Here is a 20,141-nt window from a genome sequence, read left to right on the forward strand (position 1 = left end):
GGGGCTTTGTGCGGCTTGGCCACGCCCCCCAGCGCGCCCCGGCAAGCCGCCGCCATGGGCTGCGGGGGTCGTGTGTGTCATTGGCGGGGGTGGCCACATTTCACACCCACGACCGGCAATCGGCTCATTCCGTTCCGGGCCGGTGTTCGCTGCTGGCAAACTGCCGCTGGCAGCGAACAGGAGGCGACTGGTGAGCGGAACTTCCGGAGCAGCACGCGATTTCGACGACATCGACCTGCTCCGGCGGCAGGGCCGCTACGTCGATGCGCAGCAGGCAGTCGATCGGGCGCTGGCCCGTGGCGACAGTGCCGAGCTGCGCATCTTGCGCGGTCGGGTGACAACGGCGCGGGAGGGCCCAGCCGCCGCGCTGGCTGATTTCGAGCGCGCCGTCGAACTGGATCCTGATTCCGACGCGGTTCGGGCGCGCTGGATCACGGCGCTGACGGACGTGTTTCGCTACGAAGCGGCGCTGGCGGCCGCTGATGACGCTGCGGTGCGGTTTCCGCAGAGCATCCCGGTCCGCTTGGCGCGGGTCACCACGTTGAGCTCGATGAACCGCGATGACGAGGCATTGGCGCAGGTCGATGCTGTGCTCGACATTGCCCCAGGGGATCTCAGAGCCCTGCGCAGGCGCATTTACGTGCTCGCGTACCTGGGCCGCGCCGACGATGCGGTGCTCGCCGCCCAGCAGGCGTCGCAGCTGATTCCCGACGAGCCGGACCTGCTGTCCGCCCTGGCGTACGCGCGTTTCGACCAGGGGCGTTGCCACGCCGCGCTGCAAGCGCTGGACCAAGCGATCCGGATCGACCCGGCGCACGACGTCGCCGGTAACCGGAAAGCCTCCTACCTGATGTACCTGAGCCGGTTCGAGGAAGCCGACCAGGTGCTGACCGAGACCCTGCGGCACCGGCCCCAGGCCCCGCAGCTCCTGGCGGCCCACGCCCGGCTCGCCTATGCGCACGACCAGGCCGAGTTGGCCCTCGAACGCATCGAAGCGGCAGCCGCGATGCATCCGAACAATGCGCTGATCATCGAATGGCACGCCACTTTCCTGCGCTGGGCCGAACGGTACGACGAAGCCGACAAGCTGCTCACCGATGCCTTGAACCGCCAGTCCGAGCAACCGCAACTGCACGTCGAGCTGGGCCGACTGCGCAGGGCGCAGGGCCGCGAGGACGACAGCATCGCAGCGGTGCGCGAGGCGTTCCGCATCGATCCCTACTGGATGGCGCGTGATGTCGAGGTCGCGTTGCTGGCCCAAGCGGGGCGGTTGGACGAAGCCGAACAGGTCGCCCGGCGCGAACTGCGGATCTTCCCGCACGACCAGGACCTGCGGTCCCAATTGGTCGAGGTGGTCGCCCGCCAACACGGATCAGCCGAGGCCTTGGCGGAATGCGTCCGCCTCCTGGCCGACGCACCCAACGATTTCGGACTGCACGCCACCCGGTTGGAGTTCCTGTCCGGGCTGTGCCGCTACGACGAGCAGCTGGCCGTGGCCGAAGCTGCCCAGCAGCGGTTCCCGGAAGTTCCGCACCTTTGCCACGAGGTCGGCGAGGCCCATTTCGAGCGGCACGATTTCCCGTCCGCGCTCAACTGGTTCGAGCGAGCGTTGGACGGGGCACCCGGAAACGCGGACACCCTGGAGCACTGGGTGATGTCGCTGCGGCTCATGGGGCGGCTGGACGAGGCAGAGGCAGCGGCGCGGGAGGCGTTGCGCCGTCGGCCGCGCCGACCGGAGTTGCACGAGGAACTCTCCCTGGTGCTGTCCGCGCGAGGTGATCAGGAGTCCGCACTGTCCACTTTGCACGACGGGTTGGCGGAGTGCGGCGAGGGTTGGTACCTGCGGTCGGCTCTGATCGTGGCGTACTCCTCGCAGGGGCGCTACGAGGAGGCGTTGCGGGAGACCGAGACGGCGATCCGGCTCGATCCGGACAACGCGGCAGCCGGAGTGCGCCGGATCGACCTCCTCGAGGAGTTGCGGTGCAGCACGGAATCCGCAGCAGCGGAGCTGGCCGAGCGGTTCCCCGAGGACGCATTGGTGCAGGAACGCCTCGGTTGGTGTGATGTGGATCAGGGCCGCTACGCCGCCGCGTTCGAACGGTTCCGACGTTGTCAGGAGATCGGGACGAGAGCCCCGGCCGCGATCCGGGACCAGGTCAAAGTGCTGCGCATCCAGGACCGCTACGACGAGGCAGTGGCGCTGCTGCGAGCGGAGATGCGGCAGCACCCGGATTGGGTGCTCCTGGTGGTGGAACTCGGGCGGACCTTCGCGCGGACCGGCAGGGTCGCGGAGGCCGTCGAGGTCGCCCGCCGAGTGCAGCGGATGGACCCGTTCTACACCGTCGGGTACTTCGACGAGATCAATGCCCTGTGCCGCATGGGGGAACTCCGCGACGCCGAAGCGGCCACCAGGTCGGCACTCGAACGCTTCCCGGACGACGTGGGCTTCCCGCACCAGTTGGCGCAGCTCTACGCGTGGACGAACCGGCTGGAGAAGGCGTTGGCGCAGTGCGACGACGTGCTGGCGCGCTCCCCGCTGCGGCTGAGCACGGTGCTGCTGAAATCCAACGTCCTGGGCAAGCTGCGCAGGTACGGCGAGGCGGAACGGCTGGTCCGCGGGATGCTCCAGCGGTTCGCCCACAAGCGGTCGCTGAAGTTCGAGTTGGGCTGGATCCTGTTGGCGCAGAAGCGGTTCCCGGCCGCGGAGGAGCTGTTCCAGGGACTTCTGGACAACTCCGCGACGGTGGACGAACGTTGGGAATCGCTGGAAGCGCTCGGCTGGCTCGCGTTGCAGCGCAACGACATCCCGGAAGCCGAGCGGCAGTTCCGGGCGGCGCTGGCGATCCGGCCGACGGCGGACGAGATCCGGCTGGCCCTGGCCTCGACGCTGCTGCGCGGTGGGCTCAGCAGCCACCACGACGAGGTGGAGCGGCTTTGCGCGGGTGTGCTGGCCGACGACGCGTATTCGGCCGAGGCCCACGTGCTTTCCGGGGTCCTGCACTTCCGCCGGGGCAACTACGCAACTGCCGAGCACCACCTGCGCACCGCGGTGGACCTCGACCCGTACACGGGTGCCTACGTCGATCTCGCTGCGCTGTACAGCCAGTTGGGGCGTTTCGACGAGGCGGAGGAACTGCTCGGCAAGGCGGTGGAACGGGACTTCTACGACGTGCAGGCGCACGTCGAGCTGGGCAACCTCTGCTTCCAGCGGGATGTCGACGGCGGCGAGCCGGGCGAGTGGGCCGGGCGGGCGGCGCAGCAGTTCCGCCAGGCGACCGTGCTGGAGCCGGGCAACGGAACCGCGGCGATCGGACTGGCCCGTGCCGTGGCCCGCTCCTCCGGGGACCTCGTGAGCGCGGAAGAGCCGTTGCGCTACGCGCTCGATCGAGCGGACTGCGACCTGCCGAAGTGGCGGTTGCAGGTCGAGTTGGCGCGGCTGCTGGTCCAGCGCGGCGACGCGACCGGCAGCGAAGACCTATACCTGGAGGCGCTGGCCATCGCACGGGAGGCGATCGGTTCGGCCACCGACGAAGCCGAACCGTACTTCGTGGCCGGGGTCGCGGCCTACAAGATCGGGGAGAGCGGCGACGCCCAGCTGTCCTCGCTGCACTTCCGCCGGGCGATGCGGTACCTGCGGCGGGTGGAGCAGTTCGACAGCCGCCACTCCGAGGCGCACCGCGTGCGGGTGCTGGCGCAGCAGCGCATCCGGCGAGCTCGCTCCAGCGTGGTCGGCAGCACTGCCTTGATCACCGTTTCGCTGGTCATGCTGGCGTTGCTGTGGAGCGCGTTCTTCCTGCAGTACCAGGTGCCGACCGTGCTGCTGGGCACCCTGACGCCGGTGCTGGTCGCGATGGTGGCGGTCGGTTTCCTGCTGCCGCTGTTGGTTCGGCTGAAGCTGCCCGGTGGCCTGGAAGCCGATCTCTCCGCGAGCCTGCACCAGGTGTCGTCCGGGCCGACCGGCGAGGTGAGCCTCGGCGCGGGGCGCTACGGCGGCCGACGCGCTGAGCAGGCGCGGTCCCGCCCGGCGTCGCTCAGCGAAGGTCCGCGCGGCGAACTCTCCGGGCGCAGCTGATCGAAAATACATAGCGCGCAGACCTCTGGTTTTTGCGTGGGGTTACCGCGCCAACCTCGTATTGAACGGGCCCGCCGGTAACCCTGCCAACATTAGGTAGCTTGCCGCTGTATAGTGTCGGTGTGGTCGTTACGCTGCGTTCGAACGCGAACGTGACCTTCCAGTGCGCGTTCCATGTGGTGTGGTGCCCGAAGTACCGGCGCCGGGTCATCGGCGGGCGGATGGAACAGCGTCTCAAAGAGATCATCCGCGAGGTCATCGAGGAGAAGGGAGCGTGGCTGGTGGAACTGGAAACCATGCCGGACCACGTGCACCTTCTCGTCGAAGTCGATCCGCAGTACGGCGTGCACCGCCTGGTCAAGGCGATCAAGGGGCGTTCGTCGCGTGCGCTGCGCGAGGAGTTCCCGTGGTTGCGGTCGAAGCTGCCGACGTTGTGGACCAACGCCTATTTCGTTGCCACCGTCGGTGGTGCGCCGTTGTCGGTGATCAAGCGCTACGTCGAGCAGCAGAAGACGCGGTGACGTGATGCTGACCGGACGGAAGTACAGACTCGCGCCCACGCTGGAGCAGACTGAGTTCGCCGAGACCATTGGCAACATCTGCCGGTCGGTGTGGAACACAGCCCTGGAACAGCGCCGCGAATACCGCAGGCGCGGAGCGTGGATGAACTACGCACCGCAAGCCGCTGAACGTGCCGACGCGAAGAACGACAACGAGTGGCTGAAGGCCGCGCCGTCGCATGTCCTTCAGCAGACCCTCATGGATCTGGACCGGGCGTGCCGTGAGCACGGGACGTTCAAGGTGCGGTGGCGCTCGCAACGGCGTTGGTCGCCGTCGTTCCGGTTTCCTGCCGGTAAGAAGATCCAGATCGAGCGCCTGAACAAGCGGTGGGGCCGTTGCAAGCTGCCCAAGTTCGGGTGGGTGCGGTTCAGGTGGTCCCGCGCGCCGGGCGGCGAGATCCGGCCGGCGACGCTGTCCCGCGACAGCCGGGATTGGTTCGTGTCGTTCCTCATCGACGACGGCCAGGTAACCCCCGAACAGCACGCCAGCGCCACGGCTGTGGGTGTGGATCGGGGCGTTGCGGCAGCGGTGGCCTGCTCAGACGGCACCATGCGCGACCGCGAATTCACCACTGGCGGTGAGGACCTGCGTTATCGCCGGTTGCAGAAGCAGCTTGCGCGGCAGAAACACGGATCAGCCAACCGGCGCAAGACCATCGCAGCGATGCGGAGGATCAAACGCCGGGAACGGGACCGACGCGCCGATTTCGCGTCATGGACGGCGAACCGCCTCGCCACCGCGCACGGAGCAGTTGTGTTGGAAGACCTCAAGACCCGCAACATGACAGCCTCGGCCGCGGGGACAGTCCAGGCGCCTGGCTCGCGGGTTGCGCAGAAAGCCGGGCTGAATCGGAGCATACTCCAAAAGGGCTGGTATCAGCTCGAAACAGCCTTGGCCAGTGTCGCCCGGTACACGGGCACCCGGATTGTGAAAGTCCCGGCTGCGTACACGTCGCAAATGTGCTCGCAGTGCCACTATGTGGATCCGGAATCGCGTGAGAGCCAAGCGCGGTTCCGGTGCACCCGCTGTGGCCACTGCGATAGCGCGGACGTCAACGCTGCCAAGAACATCCTCGCCGCAGGGCTTGCGGTGACAGCCTGTGGAGACCGCGCCGCTAGGCGGTCCGCGAAGCAGGAACCAGCAGGGAAACCGCGAGGGATTACCTGCCCAACCGCCGCCTAGGCAGGTTGGAATCCCCCGGATTCATCTGCGGGGAGGACGTCAACATTTCAGGTCCCCCAGAGTCAGCGGCGGGACGAATTCGCTGACCCGGCTGCGGATCCAGAAGGCTCCCGTTTCGCGTCGTTCGGTTCGGGTGGTGAAGCGGTAGCGGTACAGCTCCGCTCGGACCAGCAGCGGCGGCGACTCCGGGAACGGGTTGTGGCGCAGCAGTCGCAGCACCTGTTCTTCGTTGCGCAGCAGCGCTTCCACCAGGTTCGGCAGCCAGGTCCGGCCGTAGCTGGGGGAAATCGCGAGGAACCACATCAGCCAGTCCAGCCGCAGGTGGTAGGGCGCCACCTGCGGCGGTCGCCGGTGCGGGTCGCCGGGCTTGCCCTTGAACTCGTACTCCTGCCAGGGTGCGTCGGCGTCGGCCGCGCCCTCGACGACCACTTCGTAGCGGGTGCGGGTGACGCTGCCGAAGGCGCCGTAGGTGTTGCCCAGGTGGAGCTTGTTGAAGCTGCGGTTCATCACCTGCCGCCGCCCCAGCATGTTCCGCACCGGCCAGTAGCTGAGCACGACGAACCCGACCGTCACCGCGAGCACCAAAGCCACGAACCATCGCGGCGGGTCGGCCAGTGGTGGTGGGGTGGGCGTCACCCAGCGCAGCAGCCAGGAGTCCATCGCAGCGAACGCCAGCGTGATGGTCACCAGGTTCAGCCAGGCGAAGTTCCCGCTCAGCACCAGCCAGACCTGCGTGATCACGATGATCAACGCCGCCGCGGTGGCGACCGGTTGCGGGGCGAACAGCAGGAACGGCACCACCAGTTGGGTGCCGTGGTTGGCCGCCACCTCGAACCGGTGCAGCGGTCTCGGCAGCCAGTGGAACCACCGGCTCAGCGGGCCGGGCATCGGCTGCGTCTCGTGGTGGTAGTACAGCGCGGTGAAGTCCCGCCAGCAGGTGTCGCCGCGCAGCTTGATCAGCCCGGCACCGAACTCCAGGCGGAACAGCAGCCAGCACAGCAGCCACAGCACCGGCGCCGGTGGCTGCATTGCCGCCGGACCCAGGAAGATCGCCAGGAATCCCGCTTCCAGCAGCAACGACTCCCAGCCGAACGAATACCAGACCTGCCCGACGTTGACGATCGACAGGTACAGCAACCACAGCACCAGCCACAACGCCATCGAAGCCCACAGCGGAGCGATGTCGGCGACCCCAACCAGCGCCAGCGTGCTCCCGGCGACGCCGAGCCACGCCGCACCCGCGAAGAACCGGTCGGAGTAGTGCAGGTGGAACAGGCTCGGCGCCTGCCCGAAGGGCACGCGCGCCAGGAACCGGGGGATCGGTGTCAGGCCGCGCTCGCCGAGCAGACCCCGGAACTGGCGCACCGCGCTGAGGAAGCCCATCAGGTAGCCGACCGCGAGCAGGTGCTGCACCACGAACCGAGCGGCCCAGTAGTCAGGTGCCGAAAACCACTCCCACATCCTGCCCACCAATCCAGCGGGTCACCGGCTTCTAGAATCGCTTACCGACGGGGTGGAGGGCGAACGTGCTGGACGACGTGGTGGCGGTGTTGGCCTGCCCGCACTGCGGCGCGGACCTGGACCGAGCCGGGAGCACGTTGCGCTGCGCGACGAGCCACGTGTTCGACATCGCCCGCCAGGGCTACGTGAGCCTGCTGTCCGGCAAGAGCCGGACGGGCGGCGACACCGCGGCGATGGTCGCGGCACGGGCGGACTTCCTCAACGCGGGCCACTACGCCCCGATCGCCGACGCGGTGGCCGAGGCAGTTTCGCCGGTCGAGGGCTGCGTGGTCGACCTCGGGGCCGGGACCGGCTACTACCTCGCCCGCGTGCTGGCGGAGTCGCCGGAGAGGGTCGGCGTCGCGCTCGACGTCTCGAAGTACGCCTGCCGACGTGCCGCCAAGGCCCATCCGAGACTGGGTGCGGTGGTGGCCGATGCCTGGCAGCCGCTACCGGTGCAAAGCGAGGCGGCGTCGGCGGTGCTGAACGTCTTCGCGCCGCGCAACGCCTCCGAGATGCACCGCGTGCTGCGTCCCGGCGGGTACCTCGTGGTGGTCGTCCCGAATTCCGATCACCTGGCCGAGCTGGTCGCCGAGCTCGACCTGCTCAAGGTGGACGAGCACAAGCAGCAGCGGCTGACCGAGCAGTTGGCCGACCGGTTCACCCCGGTCTCCCAACAGACCTGCGAGTTCCCGCTGTCCCTGGGCGAAGCGGAAACCGAGGCAGTGGTGGCGATGGGACCCAGCGCCTGGCATGCCGAGACCGAAGACTTGCGCGCCCGCATCGCCGCCCTGCCGAAACCGGTCGAGCTGACCGCATCCGTGACAGTGGCGGTGTACCAGCGTCGGGGGTGGAGCGCGGGCGGTTAGTCCTCGGCTGCTTGCAGGATTGTGTGTACGACGCCGGGGAACCGGTTGTCGAGTTCGGTGAGGCGCAGCGTGTTTATCCGGCGCCGTCCGCTGTCGTACTGCCGGAGGATTCCGGCTTTGCGCAGTGTTCGGAAGTGGTGGCTGAGGGTTGATGCGGCGATGTTCAGGCCGAACGTTCCGCACGGCCGGTCGCCCTCGTCGATGAGCAGCCGCACGATCCGGCGGCGCGTCGGGTCCGCGAGGGCTTGCAGCACGTCGTCGATTGCGACGTCCTCGATCTCCGGGTGGTGCAGTGGAGTCCACCGGCCCAGTGGCACCGCGTCCTCCTCTTTTCGAGACTTTACGAAAAGAATACCTTTTGTCTGGTTTGTTCGAGGAGGTTCGAAAAGACTCTTCCTGGAGGCGCGATGCGATCAAGACCCGCCTTCGCCGCCGCGGCGCTGGCCTGCGCCGCAACGTTGCTGGCCAGCAGCCCGGCGAGCGCTGGGAGCTACCCGGTGCCCACACCGGGTGGCCCGACCCCGCCCGAAGAACCGGTCGTCGAAGGGCCGGTCAACATCGACGCGATAGCGGTGTCGGTCAGCCCGGACGGCGGATCGCCGTTGGGCGTCGAGATCGGTTTCGACCGCACGAGCCGGACCGAAAGCGGCGAGAAACCCGCTCCGGCGAACCGGTTCGTGTTCCTCTTCGACAAGTCGATCCGGTTCAACCCGGAGAAGTTCCCGACCTGCGCGCGGGCCGACTTCGAGGCCGGTGGGCCCGCCGCGTGCCCGCCCGGCTCGAAGGTCGGGTCGGGTCGGGCCGTCATCTACCCCGACACCTCGGCCGAAGTCGCGGTGTTCAACACCCGTTACGACAACGGCTTGCGCGGTGTGCTGATCACCATCCCGGCCACCGGCGCGGTGCTGGAGAACACCTTCGAAACCGTCGTCGCCCCGTACCGCGCGGACTACCGCTGGGCTTCCGACGAACTGCTCCCGTCACCCCTGCCCCCGCACGAGCGTTCCGCCACCACTCGCTTCCAGGTCTCCTTCGGGGCGACCACCAGCGACGCCACCGGGACGCACAGCTTCGTGGAGAGTTACGCGCCGCCCCGGCACGAGCTCCGCTTCGGCGTGTGGAGCCGGTTCGTCACCGGGCAGGTCGTGGTGCCCACCGATCGCGTGGACCGGCCCGCCTGGAACCGGCCATGACGACAACGCGGCTGGTCAACACGGGCCGGGCAGTGGCGTTCGTGCTCAGCCTGGCGACGTTCGGATTCCTGTTCGTCCATGGATCGTGGCGCGCTGACAACCTGTTCCTGATCCCCGACCTGATCATCTGCGCGCTCTTGGTGGTAGCCGCCGTCTTGCCGGTGGCCACCGCCAGCCCGGCTCTCGTGTTCGCCTTCGGCATGTCGGCCGGGGTGTTCACCACCGCGACGGCGGCCTACGCCGTCCGAGGCGAGGTGGGAATCGCCACGCTCGTCGGCGCCGCCGCATCCGCGCTGATGGCCTGGCTGCTCGTCGCACACCAGCCGGGATCCCGCGCCGCTTGACGAAACGGGCACCGTGTCCACTGTGGACGCGGTGTCCGTTCGGATCAGCGGGTCGTCACTTGGGTTCGTGGATGGTCTGCGGGATGCCCCACGGGTTGTCATCGCGCAGCGCCGCAGGGAGGAGGTCCTGCGGGACGTTCTGGTACGTCACCGGGCGCAGGAATCGGTCGATGGACGCGGTGCCCACCGAGGTGAAGCGGGCGTCCGTCGTCGCCGGGTACGGTCCGCCGTGCTGCATCGCCGGGGAGACCGCGACGCCGGTCGGCCAGCCGTTGAACAGCAGTCGACCCGCGCGGTCGCGCAGTCGGCTGACCAGGCTTCCGGCGAACTCCGTGTCATCGGCCTCGGCGTGCAGCGTCGCGGTGAGGTTGCCCTCGAACGCCTCGGCCGCCCGCCGCGCCTCGTCCTCCGAGCCGTAGGTGACCACAATGGACAGCGGGCCGAAGACTTCCTCCAGCAGCGCCTCGCGGTTCGCCAGGAGCGTCTCGACATCGGTGGTCAGCAGCGTAGGCACCGTCTCATCCGCCGCGCTCCCCTCGGCCAGCACCCGCACCCCCGGCACCTCGGTGACGGCGGAGCGGCGTCCGGAGTAGCCCTGGTGCAGCCGTTCGTTGAGCATCCGGTGTCCCGCGACCGCCTTGGACTCGGCGGCCAGCACGTCGTCCAGCCCGTGGTCGGCGGGCAGGAACAGCAGGCCCGGCTTGGTGCACAGCTGACCGGCGTTGCCCGAGTACGACGTCACGTAGCCCTTGGCGATCTCCTCGCCGCGGGCGCGGACCGCGCTGGGCGTGGCGAAAACCGGGTTGAGGCTGCCGAGTTCGCCGAAGAACGGGATCGGCGTGGGCCGCGAGTTGGCGATGTCGAAAAGCGCCCGTCCGCCCGGTACCGATCCGGTGAACGACGCCGCCTTGATCCGCGGGTCCCGCAGCGCGGCGGTGCCGACCTCGACGCCCAGCACGACGCTGAACGCGCCGTCCGGTGCCCCGGCGGCCTGCAGCGCCTCGACGATGATCTCCCCGGTGCGCACCGACAGCCGCGGGTGGCCGGGGTGTGCCTTGAGCACCACCGGGCAGCCAGCCGCGAGCGCCGATGCGGTGTCGCCACCCGCGACCGAGAAGGCGAACGGGAAGTTGCTCGCGGCGAAGACCAGCACCGGGCCCACCGGTTGCAGGACCCGGCGCAGATCCGGCTTGGCGCCCAACGCGAAACCGGCGTCCGCGCGGTCCACGGTGGCCTGCAGATAGCTGCCCTCGTCGAGGACTTCGGCGAACAGCCGCAGCTGGAAGGTGGTGCGCTTGAGCTCGCCGGTCAGCCGACCCTCGGACAGGTTGGACTCGGCGATCGCCAGCGGCACCAGCTCGCCGCTGGCGGCGTCCAGCGCGTCGGCGACGGCGGTCAGCTGGCGGGCGCGGGTGGCGGGCGACTGCGCGCCGAAGGCGTCGGCGGCGTCGGCGGCTCGCTGCAGGACGGTGTCGAGTTCGGCTTGGGTGGTGTCCGGAATCCGGTCGATCGCGGTCAACGTGCCCATCCTTTGCGCGGTTCGAGTGCTGTCCCCAACACCGTAATACGCCCCACCACCCGACCAGCCGGACACTGTTCGAAATAACGCACCGACAATTCACCTCTGCTCTTGTCAGGAAACGCCGCCAACCGCTCAGCCCTCTCTCGAAGCTGGCACCGCAGCACCGTCACGCGATGAGGTCGAGGTGAGGGGCACCCGTGACCCAGTTACTTGGTCAGGGGTGCCCCTCACCTCTCACTCGAACGGGGAGCGGCGCCAGTCGCGTCGACGCGCGGAACGACGTGGTCAGTGTTGGGCGCGGGAGATTCGCACCATCTCCTCGCGGGCGACGACCTTGATTCGTTCGCGGCCCAGGGCTTCGCCCAGCGCCTTCTCGTGCGCGTCCAGGCGGCTCCAGCCCTCCCACGTCGTGTACTCCACGCCGCGCTCTTCGAGCAGCCGCAGGATGCTCTGCGGCGACGGCTGTTCCGCCTGCGGCAGCGTCGTCGCGTCGGCCAGCAGGTTGTTGATGGTCTCCAGGGCGTCGCCCTTGGTGTGTCCGATCAGGCCCACCGGTCCGCGCTTGATCCATCCCGTGGTGTAGACGCCTGGGATGTGGTCGCCGTCCAGGTCCAGCACCCGGCCACCGTCGTTGGGCACCGTGCCGGAGTGGTGGTCGAACGGGATGTCCGCCAGCGGCGAGCTCAGGTAGCCGACCGCGCGGTAGACCTGCTGCACCGGGTACGTCTCGTACTCGCCGGTGCCGCGCACGTTGCCGTCACCGGTGAGCTCCATGACCTCGACCTTGCAACCCTCGACCCGCGCCATGCCCTGCACCTCGACCGGCGCGCGCAGGAAGTGCAGGTGCAGGCGGCGCGCGGTGTCGTGCTTCGGATCCCGCAGCGCCCAGTCCTGCAAGGTCTTGACGACGGTCTTGACCTGGTTGTTGGTGCGGATCGCCGCTTCGCTGGCCGCGTCTAGCTCGAAGCCCTCGGGGTGCACGATGATCTCCACGCCGGGCTGGTGGTCCAGCTCGCGCAGCTCCAGCGGGGTGAACTTGGCCTGCGCCGGGCCGCGCCGGGCGAACAGGTGCACATCGGTGATCCGCGAGCTCCGCAGGCCCCGGTGCACGTTGTCCGGGATCTCGGTGCGCAGCAGGTCGTCGGCCTGCTTGGCCAGCACCCGAGCGACGTCTAGCGCCACGTTGCCAGCACCGATCACCGCGACCTGCTGACCGTCCAGCGTCCAGTCGCGGGCAGCCTCCGGGTGGCCGTCGTACCAGTAGACGAACTCCGCGGCGCCGAAGCTGTGCGGCAGGTCGATGCCCGGGATGTCCAACGCGCGGTCCCGGTCGGCTCCGGTGGCGAAGACAACCGCGTCGTAGTGGCGGCGCAGGTCGTCCAGCTTGACGTCCACGCCGTAGTCGACGTGGCCCAGGAAGCGGATGCCCGGCTTGTCCAGCACCCGGTGCAGCGCGCTGACGATGCCCTTGATGCGCGGGTGGTCCGGGGCGACGCCGTAGCGGATCAGGCCGTAGGGCGCGGGCATCCGGTCCAGCAGGTCGATCTCCACCGGGGTCTCGGACTTGGTCAGGATGTCGGCCGCGTAAACCCCGGCCGGTCCGGCACCGACGATCACCACTCGCAGCGGGCGGGTCATGCCGGTTCCGCCTCTCCGCGATTTGCAGTGGTGGTTGCGTCCAGCCCAATCTCCCGTTGCGTGGTTTCTCGTGGCTGGTTTGCGTCACGGTCCCCTGGGGTGCGGTTGGGAAGGACTGGGGTTGACACAGGGCTACTCATGCTGGTCCGCCTCTCCGCGATTCACAGTGGTGGTTGCGTTCAGCTCAATCTCGCGTTGTGTGGTTTCTTGTGGCTGGTTTGCGTCGCGGTCCCCTGGGGTGCGGTTGAGGGGGACTGGGGTTGACACACAGGGCTACTCATGCGTCCTTCTCCTGGGCGCCGACCTCCGGCGCGCTCGACTGGACTCGCGCGTGATCGGACCCGGTCGGGTTCCGGGCCTGCTGAAGTGCACGGGTGAGCCTCAAGCTTAGGCATGCCTAACCGCTGATCCCGCGATCTGGGCTCGTGACAATGGTCATAACGGGCCCGCCCATCTGGGGCTGCCCACCATGCGTGCGTGACCAAGCGCGGTGCGTGACAGTAAGATTCGAACTCGATCAGCCGCACCCGCCGCTCAGGTGGGTGTCATGCCCTCACTCGCAGCGATCCAATGCGAAGGACAGGTGGGAGATGCGCAAGTTGTGGCACCCCGCGCCCGGCGGAGTCGAGCAGTGATCACCCGAGTGGACCGCCTGGAGTTCGTACACCGCTGGAAGCGCGAGATCGTGCACACCAGCTACGTGCCGCTGCACCGCAGCGACATCGACGAGCTGCTGACCGACTGCCTCGACCGACTGCTCGGCGAGCTGACCGGCGCAGCCCTGCCGGGCGAGGCGCTGGAGGTCGGCGCCCAGCTCGTGCAGATCCACTTCACCAACCCCGAAGCGCTCTCCCGCACGGTGCGGCTGTTCGCCGCCGAACTGCCCAGGATGCTGCCGGACCTGCGGCGCGATCGGTTGTTCGCCGCGATCGGCGACCTGACCGCGGGCTTCGCCGGGCGGCTGCGCGAGCAGACGCTGGCCGAGCAGGAAGTGATCAAGCAGGCGGTCCTGCACGCTCGGGATGCCGCCGAGGAGGCGCTGCGGGCCAGCGAGGCGAGAACGCGCGCGGTGTTCACCTCATCGGCGCTGGGCATCGCGGTCGTGTCGCTGGACGGGACGATCGAAGAGGTCAACGCCGCGCTGACGCGGATCTTCCAGCACACGACCGGCGAACTGGTCGGCGGCGCGGTGTTCGACCTGGTCGACGAGCCCTGGTTGGGGCAACTCCAGGACGCCACCGGCCAACTGGCCGCCGGTGAGCTCGACCGCTGCCAACTGGAGACCCGCCGCACCGAGCCGAACGGCACGCACATCTGGACCCAGGTGTCCGGGTCGCTGGTCCGGGACGCCCAGGGCGAGCCGGACTACCAGGTCCTGCTGTACGAGGACATCACCGACCGGCACATGCTCCAGGAGCAGTTCCGCAGGCAGGCCACCCACGACCCGCTGACCGGTCTGGCCAACCGCACGCAGTTGGAGTCCAGCCTGGACGCCGCGCTGGAACCGGCCTATCCAGGCCGCCGGGTGGGGCTTTGCTACTTCGACCTGGACGGGTTCAAAGCGGTCAACGACAGCCTCGGCCACCCGATCGGCGACCGGCTGCTGCGGCAGGTGGCGCAGCGCCTGGATGCGCTGGCCAAGGCCGAACTGGCGCTGGCGGCCCGAATGGGCGGCGACGAGTTCGTGGTGCTGGTGCCCGATTCGCGCGATGCCAACTCGGTGATCGAACTGGTGGACCGCCTGCTCCGGGAGATCAACCGGCCGGTGCGCATCGGTGACCACGAGCTGAGCGCCTCGGCCAGTGTCGGCATCGTGGAGCGCGAGGTCGCCGACACCGATGCCGAGGCGCTGCTGCGGGATGCCGACATCACGCTCTACCGGGCCAAGAGCGATGGCCGAGCGCAGTGGGTGCTGTTCGACGCCGTGCACAACGCGGTGGCGCTGGACCGGTTCAAGCTCTCCGCCGCGCTGCCCGCGGCGCTGGAGCAGAACGAACTGTTCGTCGAGTACGAGCCGATCAAATGGCTGCAGTCCGACAAGTTGGTGGGCGCCACCGGCAACGTGCGGTGGGACCACCCGGAGTTCGGCGAGTTGGACGCCGATCGGTTCCTCGCGTTGGCCGAGGAGACCGGACTGATCACCAGGCTCGGCAGCTGGGCGCTGGAACAGGTCTGCGAGCAAGCGGCACGCTGGGTGCAGCGGTTGGGCGAGGACGCGCCGATCGCCGCGGTGAACCTGTCGCCGCGGCACTGCCGCGATCCCGAACTCGTCGCCGACGTGCGGCGCATCCTGCACAAGACGGGGTTGCCAGCGCAGTCGCTGGCGCTCGGCCTGCCCGAAGCCGCGCTGTTCGACCACAACGGCGACCCGGTCGACACCTTGGAGATCTTCGCCGAGATGGGGATTCGACTGGTCGTCTACGAGTTCGGCGACGACTACACCGGAGTCGGCCGGTTGCGCGACCTGCCGATCACCGGAGTGCGCATCGACGGCCCGCACCTGGCGAGCCTCGCCGACCCGGATGGCCCCGATCCGCTGGGTCGGCACCTGGTGAGCAGCACGGTCGGCGCGGCGAAGCTGATGGGTTTCCCGGTGCTCGTCGGCGGCGTGCGCACCGCGCTGCAGGCCCAGCGACTGGAAGAGCTGGGTGTCTGCATGGTGCAAGGTCCTTACGTCAGCGAGCTGGCCTCGGCATCGGAGATCGAGCAGCTCTTCGCGGAATCGGGCTGAGCTCGCGGGGTGCGTGCGACGCGAGTTGCGCAGGCAGGCGGAAGCGGCTGAGGTCAAGCCGGTCGCACCGCCACTTCGCGCAACGGTGGGCCACGCCGCTCGGTGCGGCGAAAACTGGGTGGCGACAGGCCGATAGCATCGGGATGCGAAGCGTATCCGCACCGGTCGGTGACCGGTCCAGCCGAGGAGTGATCGTGTCCGTACAGCCTTCCCAAGCCCAGCAAGCTCTCCGGGTGAAGGTTCCGGCGGGCACTACCGCGGGCGCAGCCGTCGCCGAGGCGGGGCTGCCGTCGAAGGGTCCCGACGCCGTCGTGGTGGTCCGCGACGCCGCGGGGAACCTGCGGGACCTCGCCTGGGCGCCGGATTCGGACGTCGAAGTCGAGGCGGTCGCCGCCGACACCGAGGACGGCCGCAGCGTCATCCGGCACTCCGCCGCGCACGTGCTGGCGCAGGCGGTGCAGGACCTGTTCCCCGACGCGAAGCTGGGCATCGGTCCGCCGATCCGGGACGGCTTCTACTACGACTTCGACGTCGACCGACCGTTCACCCCGGATGACCTGCAAGCGCTGGAGAAGCGCATGAAGCAGCTCATCAAGTCCGGGCAGCAGTTCGCACGCCGCCGACTTGAGTCGGTCGAGGCCGCCAAGCAGGAGCTGGCCGACGAGCCGTACAAGCTGGAGCTGGTGGACCTCAAGTCCGATGTGGACACCAGCGAGGTGATGGAGGTCGGCGGCGGCGAGCTGACCGTCTACGACAACATCGACCGGCACGGCGAGGTCGTCTGGGGCGACCTCTGCCGCGGTCCGCACGTGCCGCACACCCGGTTCATCCCGGCGGTCAAGCTGATGCGGGTCGCCGCCGCGTACTGGCGGGGCAACCAGAACAACCAGCAGTTGCAGCGGATCTACGGCACCGCCTGGGAGTCCAAGGAGAAGCTCGACGAGTACCTGGAGTGGCTGGCCGAGGCCGAGCGCCGCGACCACCGGCGGATCGGCGCGGAGCTGGACCTGTTCTCCTTCCCGGACGAGGTCGGCTCCGGGCTGCCGCTGTTCCACCCCAAGGGCGGCATCATCCGGCGCGAGTTGGAGGACTACTCGCGCAAGCGCCACGAGCAGGCCGGGTACGAGTTCGTCTACACCCCGCACATCACCAAGGACGTGCTGTTCAAGACCTCCAGGCACCTGGAGTGGTACCGCGACGGCATGTTCCCGGCGATGCACCTCGACGAGGAGCGCGACGCCGACGGCGAGCTGCGCAAGCCGGGGCAGGACTACTACCTCAAGCCGATGAACTGCCCGTTCCACAACCTGATCTACCGCTCGCGCGGGCGGTCCTACCGGGAACTGCCGCTGCGGCTGTTCGAGTTCGGGTCGGTGTACCGGTACGAGAAGTCCGGTGTGGTGCACGGGCTGACCAGGGTGCGCGGCATGACGCAGGACGACGCGCACATCTACTGCACTCCCGACCAGTTGCAGGACGAGCTGCAGTCGCTGCTGAACTTCGTCCTCGACCTGCTGCGCGACTACGGCCTGGAGGACTTCTACCTCGAACTGTCCACCCGCAACGAGGAGAAGTACGTCGGCAGCGACGAGAGCTGGGCGATGGCCACCGAGGCGCTGCGCGCCGCGGCCGTGGAATCCGGGTTGGAACTGGTGCCGGATCCCGGCGGCGCCGCCTTCTACGGTCCGAAGATCTCCGTGCAGACCAAGGACGCGCTGGGCCGCAGCTGGCAGATGTCGACCATCCAGGTCGACTACCACCTGCCGGAGCTGTTCAACCTGGAGTTCACCGCGCCGGATGGCAGCAAGCAGCGGCCCATCAAGATCCACCGCGCGCTGTTCGGGTCCATCGAGCGGTTCTTCGGGGTGCTCACCGAGCACTACGCGGGTGCCTTCCCGGCTTGGCTGGCACCGGTGCAGGTGGTCGGCATCCCGATCGCCGACGAGCACGTTGAGCACCTGCAGCGGGTGGCAGAGGCGTTGCGCGCCAAGGGAATTCGCGTCGACGTGGACACCAGCGACGACCGGATGCAGAAGAAGATCCGCAACCACACCACGCAGAAGGTGCCGTTCTTGCTGCTGGCGGGTGGCAAGGACGTGGCTGCCGACGCGGTGTCGTTCCGGTTCCGCGACGGCACCCAGATCAACGGGGTGCCGGTGGACGCCGCGATCGCCGCGCTGACCGGCTGGATCGAGCGCCGCGAGAACGCCTCGCCGACCGCTGAGAACTTCCAGGCGGAGCAGGCGTGAGCGAAGTTCCCGGACCCGAGGGGGTCGAGCTGGTCGAGCAGCACGGTGTCGGCGTACCGGACGCCCTGCAACGGTTGTGGACACCGCACCGGATGGCCTACATCCAGGGAGAGAACAAGCCGGAGGGCGACGACAGCGACGGCTGCCCGTTCTGCAGGCTGCTCGACTCCGGGCGGCCGGATTCCGAGACGTTGATCGTGGCGCGCGACGAGTTGGTCTTCGCGATCCTCAACCTGTACCCGTACAACCCGGGACACCTGATGGTGCTGCCGTACCGGCACGTCGCGGACTACACCGAGCTCACCGCGGCGGAGACGGTGGCGGTCGCGGAGTACACCCAGCACGCGATGCGGGTGATCCGCCAGGTTTCCGCGCCGCACGGGTTCAACATCGGGCTCAACCAGGGGCCGGTGGCCGGTGCGGGCATCGCGGCGCACCTGCACCAGCACGTGGTGCCGCGGTGGGGCGGCGACTCGAACTTCATGCCGGTCATCGGCCACACCAAGGTCCTGCCGCAACTGCTGGGCGAAACCCACCAGCTGCTGGCCACCGCCTGGCGCGAAGTGCCCTGACCGTCCGGGATTCCGCATGGAAACGGGCCGAGGACGCGCCTCCCCAGCCCGTTTCACGTGGCTTCACGGTCTGTCTTTGTTCTTGTTTTGAAGCGGCGCAGCCGCTTGGCCCGCCCTTGCAACTTGCACCGCCGCGGGTTCTCAGGCGTCGTGTCGGGAGGACAGCCTCGACGTGGTGTATTGGCACATGATGTCGGGGATCCCGGACCGAGACGGCGCCTGAGGTTCCGCTACCTGCACCGCTACGCAAAACGAGTACGAAGACAGGTGTTTTCAGCCGCGGAGCTTGGCTTCGATGTCGAGGGTGACCTTGATCTTCTCGCCGACCACGGCACCACCGGCCGCGCCGACCCCGAAGTCGGTGCGGTTGATGGTCGTGGTGGCCGACAGGCCCAGCAGGCCGTCCTCGGTGAATCCGCTCAGCTCGGTGGCCAGCGACACCTGCTTCGTGACGCCGTGCAGGGTGAAGTCGCCGTCGATGACGAAGTCCTCGCCGTCCTGGCGGATGCCGGTGGAGCGGAAGGTCACGGTGGGGAACTGCTCCACGTCGAGGAAGTCGGCGGTGCGCACGTGCGCGTCCCGGTCGGTGTTGCCGGTGCTGATCGACCCGGCCTCGATCGTGGCGGTGACCTTGGACTCCAGCGGGTTGGCGGCGGTGGTGATCTCGCCCTGGAAGTGGTCGAAGCGGCCGCGGGACTTGCCGACACCCATGTGCCGCACGGTGAACTGGATTTCCGAGTGGACCGGGTCGATGTCCCAGGTACCCGCGACGTAGCCGGGGATCTGCGTGGTTGACGTCATGCTGCCTCCAAGGAACGTAACGTGTGTCACCCGAACACTATTGAAGCTTCAAGGATTCCTCATTGTGTCTCACCTCACGAGCCGCCTGTGAGCGGGGTCGGTGGATGCTTCCGGTGCGCGGTGATCACCTGCGGCTAATCTGCAAGGAACGACACTCGGTGCACAGGCGGCTGACACTTCAAGCGATGCTCAACTTTTTCGCGCGGGCCTCACTATCACGATTGACCAACCCGCTTGGCGCGGGCTTGGTCCGGCTCGGGCTGTCGCCGAACGCGGTGACGGTGACCGGCACGATCGCCAGCATCGCTGCGGCCCTGTGGTTCTTCCCGCGCGGCCAGCTGTTCGTGGGCACCTTGGTGGTCGCGGTGTTCCTGCTCTTCGACGTCCTCGACGGCGCGATGGCGCGGGCCGGAGGCAAGGCGTCGCAGTTCGGCGGCGTGCTCGACGCCAGCTGCGACCGAATGGTCGACGGCGCGCTGTTCGGCGCGCTGGTGTGGTGGTCGCTGGTCGTCGAGGTCGACCAGGTGCGCGGCCTGGCGCTGTTGATCTGCCTGGTGTGCGCGCAGGTCATCTCCTACGTGAAGGCGCGCGCGGAGGCCAACGGGCTCAGCGCTGAGGGCGGTCTTGCCGAGCGCGCCGAGCGGTTCCTCGTGGTGCTGGTCGGCACCGGCCTGCACGGCTTGGGCGTGCCGTACGTGCTGGACGTCGCGGTGTGGCTGCTAGCGGCGCTGTCGCTGGTCACCATCGCGCAACGCCTCATCGCCGTGCACACCTCGTCCCGGAACCGGTGACCCGCGGGGACGTTCCGCGTTCGGGAATCCGGCGATCGGGTTCCGGTTCGCGTGCCTTTGGCGATTTCGCGCGAAATCGCCCGCCGCCCGCCGCGCGCCGCGCGACGTTCGACGAG

The 20,141-nt window shown here is 68.5% G+C and carries 15 protein-coding genes; 10 read left to right on the forward strand and 5 right to left on the reverse strand.

What is annotated here, in order from left to right; translation table 11 throughout:
* The first annotated feature begins 190 nt into the window (after nt 1–190).
* The 3 genes from MOQ72_RS22005 to MOQ72_RS22015 all read left to right on the forward strand — a co-directional run bounded on the left by MOQ72_RS22005 (nt 191) and on the right by MOQ72_RS22015 (nt 5,815).
* Nucleotides 191–4,072 (forward strand): tetratricopeptide repeat protein, encoded by a 3,882-nt coding sequence (locus MOQ72_RS22005; RefSeq protein ID WP_242186284.1) that lies wholly within the window; start codon nt 191–193, stop codon nt 4,070–4,072.
* A gap of 122 nt (nt 4,073–4,194) precedes the next feature.
* Complete coding sequence (gene tnpA / locus MOQ72_RS22010; protein WP_242186294.1) at nt 4,195–4,593, forward strand: IS200/IS605 family transposase; 399 nt, start codon at nt 4,195–4,197, stop codon at nt 4,591–4,593.
* A gap of 4 nt (nt 4,594–4,597) precedes the next feature.
* Nucleotides 4,598–5,815 carry an RNA-guided endonuclease InsQ/TnpB family protein gene (locus MOQ72_RS22015; protein WP_242186297.1) on the forward strand — a complete coding sequence of 406 codons (1,218 nt, stop codon included), beginning with the start codon at nt 4,598–4,600 and terminating at the stop codon, nt 5,813–5,815.
* A gap of 39 nt (nt 5,816–5,854) precedes the next feature.
* Here the strand turns inward: MOQ72_RS22015 and MOQ72_RS22020 are convergent, their stop codons facing one another.
* Entirely contained in the window at nt 5,855–7,276 is a 1,422-nt protein-coding gene (locus MOQ72_RS22020; protein WP_242186298.1) for a lipase maturation factor family protein, read from the reverse strand.
* A gap of 65 nt (nt 7,277–7,341) precedes the next feature.
* On the opposite strand from MOQ72_RS22020, the gene MOQ72_RS22025 reads away from it, so the two are divergent.
* Complete coding sequence (locus MOQ72_RS22025) at nt 7,342–8,184, forward strand: putative RNA methyltransferase (RefSeq protein WP_242186300.1); 843 nt, start codon at nt 7,342–7,344, stop codon at nt 8,182–8,184.
* Here MOQ72_RS22025 and MOQ72_RS22030 read toward each other — a convergent pair.
* Complete coding sequence (locus MOQ72_RS22030; RefSeq protein ID WP_242186303.1) at nt 8,181–8,501, reverse strand: ArsR/SmtB family transcription factor; 321 nt, start codon at nt 8,499–8,501, stop codon at nt 8,181–8,183. The genes MOQ72_RS22025 and MOQ72_RS22030 overlap by 4 nt on opposite strands.
* 90 nt (nt 8,502–8,591) lie before the next feature.
* Here MOQ72_RS22030 and MOQ72_RS22035 point away from each other — a divergent pair, with 90 nt between their 5' ends.
* Both MOQ72_RS22035 and MOQ72_RS22040 read left to right on the forward strand, forming a co-directional pair.
* A complete protein-coding gene (locus MOQ72_RS22035) occupies nt 8,592–9,377 on the forward strand; it encodes a hypothetical protein (RefSeq protein WP_242186306.1) in 786 nt (261 codons plus the stop codon).
* A complete protein-coding gene (locus MOQ72_RS22040) occupies nt 9,374–9,721 on the forward strand; it encodes a hypothetical protein (protein ID WP_242186308.1) in 348 nt (115 codons plus the stop codon). The genes MOQ72_RS22035 and MOQ72_RS22040 overlap by 4 nt, the downstream gene beginning before the upstream one ends.
* Nucleotides 9,722–9,776: 55 nt before the next feature.
* Here the strand turns inward: MOQ72_RS22040 and MOQ72_RS22045 are convergent, their stop codons facing one another.
* Together MOQ72_RS22045 and MOQ72_RS22050 are read right to left on the reverse strand one after the other, a co-directional pair.
* Nucleotides 9,777–11,240, reverse strand: coding sequence for an aldehyde dehydrogenase (NADP(+)) (locus MOQ72_RS22045; RefSeq protein WP_242186310.1), 1,464 nt, complete (start codon nt 11,238–11,240; stop codon nt 9,777–9,779).
* Nucleotides 11,241–11,528: 288 nt separating this feature from the next.
* The gene (locus MOQ72_RS22050; protein WP_242186311.1) at nt 11,529–12,881 is read right to left on the reverse strand and encodes an FAD-dependent oxidoreductase; all 1,353 of its coding nucleotides are present in this window, start codon (nt 12,879–12,881) and stop codon (nt 11,529–11,531) included.
* A 631-nt stretch (nt 12,882–13,512) separates the two neighbouring features.
* Between MOQ72_RS22050 and MOQ72_RS22055 the strand changes: the two genes are divergently transcribed.
* The 3 genes from MOQ72_RS22055 (at nt 13,513) to MOQ72_RS22065 (ending at nt 18,433) form a co-directional block, all read left to right on the forward strand.
* Complete coding sequence (locus MOQ72_RS22055) at nt 13,513–15,612, forward strand: putative bifunctional diguanylate cyclase/phosphodiesterase (RefSeq protein WP_242186314.1); 2,100 nt, start codon at nt 13,513–13,515, stop codon at nt 15,610–15,612.
* Between the two features lie 233 nt (nt 15,613–15,845).
* Entirely contained in the window at nt 15,846–17,861 is a 2,016-nt protein-coding gene (thrS, locus tag MOQ72_RS22060; RefSeq protein ID WP_242186965.1) for a threonine--tRNA ligase, read from the forward strand.
* Nucleotides 17,858–18,433: an HIT family protein gene (locus MOQ72_RS22065; RefSeq protein ID WP_308197930.1), complete on the forward strand. Its 576-nt coding sequence runs from the start codon at nt 17,858–17,860 to the stop codon at nt 18,431–18,433. The genes thrS and MOQ72_RS22065 overlap by 4 nt, the downstream gene beginning before the upstream one ends.
* A gap of 273 nt (nt 18,434–18,706) precedes the next feature.
* Here MOQ72_RS22065 and MOQ72_RS22070 read toward each other — a convergent pair whose 3' ends face one another.
* Nucleotides 18,707–19,234, reverse strand: coding sequence for a YceI family protein (locus tag MOQ72_RS22070; RefSeq protein WP_242186316.1), 528 nt, complete (start codon nt 19,232–19,234; stop codon nt 18,707–18,709).
* A 185-nt stretch (nt 19,235–19,419) separates the two neighbouring features.
* Here MOQ72_RS22070 and pgsA point away from each other — a divergent pair, with 185 nt between their 5' ends.
* Nucleotides 19,420–20,025, forward strand: coding sequence for a phosphatidylinositol phosphate synthase (gene pgsA, locus MOQ72_RS22075; RefSeq protein WP_242186319.1), 606 nt, complete (start codon nt 19,420–19,422; stop codon nt 20,023–20,025).
* Nucleotides 20,026–20,141 lie beyond the last annotated feature (116 nt).

Source organism: Saccharopolyspora soli (genome assembly GCF_022678645.1).
In the GTDB taxonomy this organism is placed as follows: Bacteria; Actinomycetota; Actinomycetes; order Mycobacteriales; family Pseudonocardiaceae; genus Saccharopolyspora; species Saccharopolyspora soli.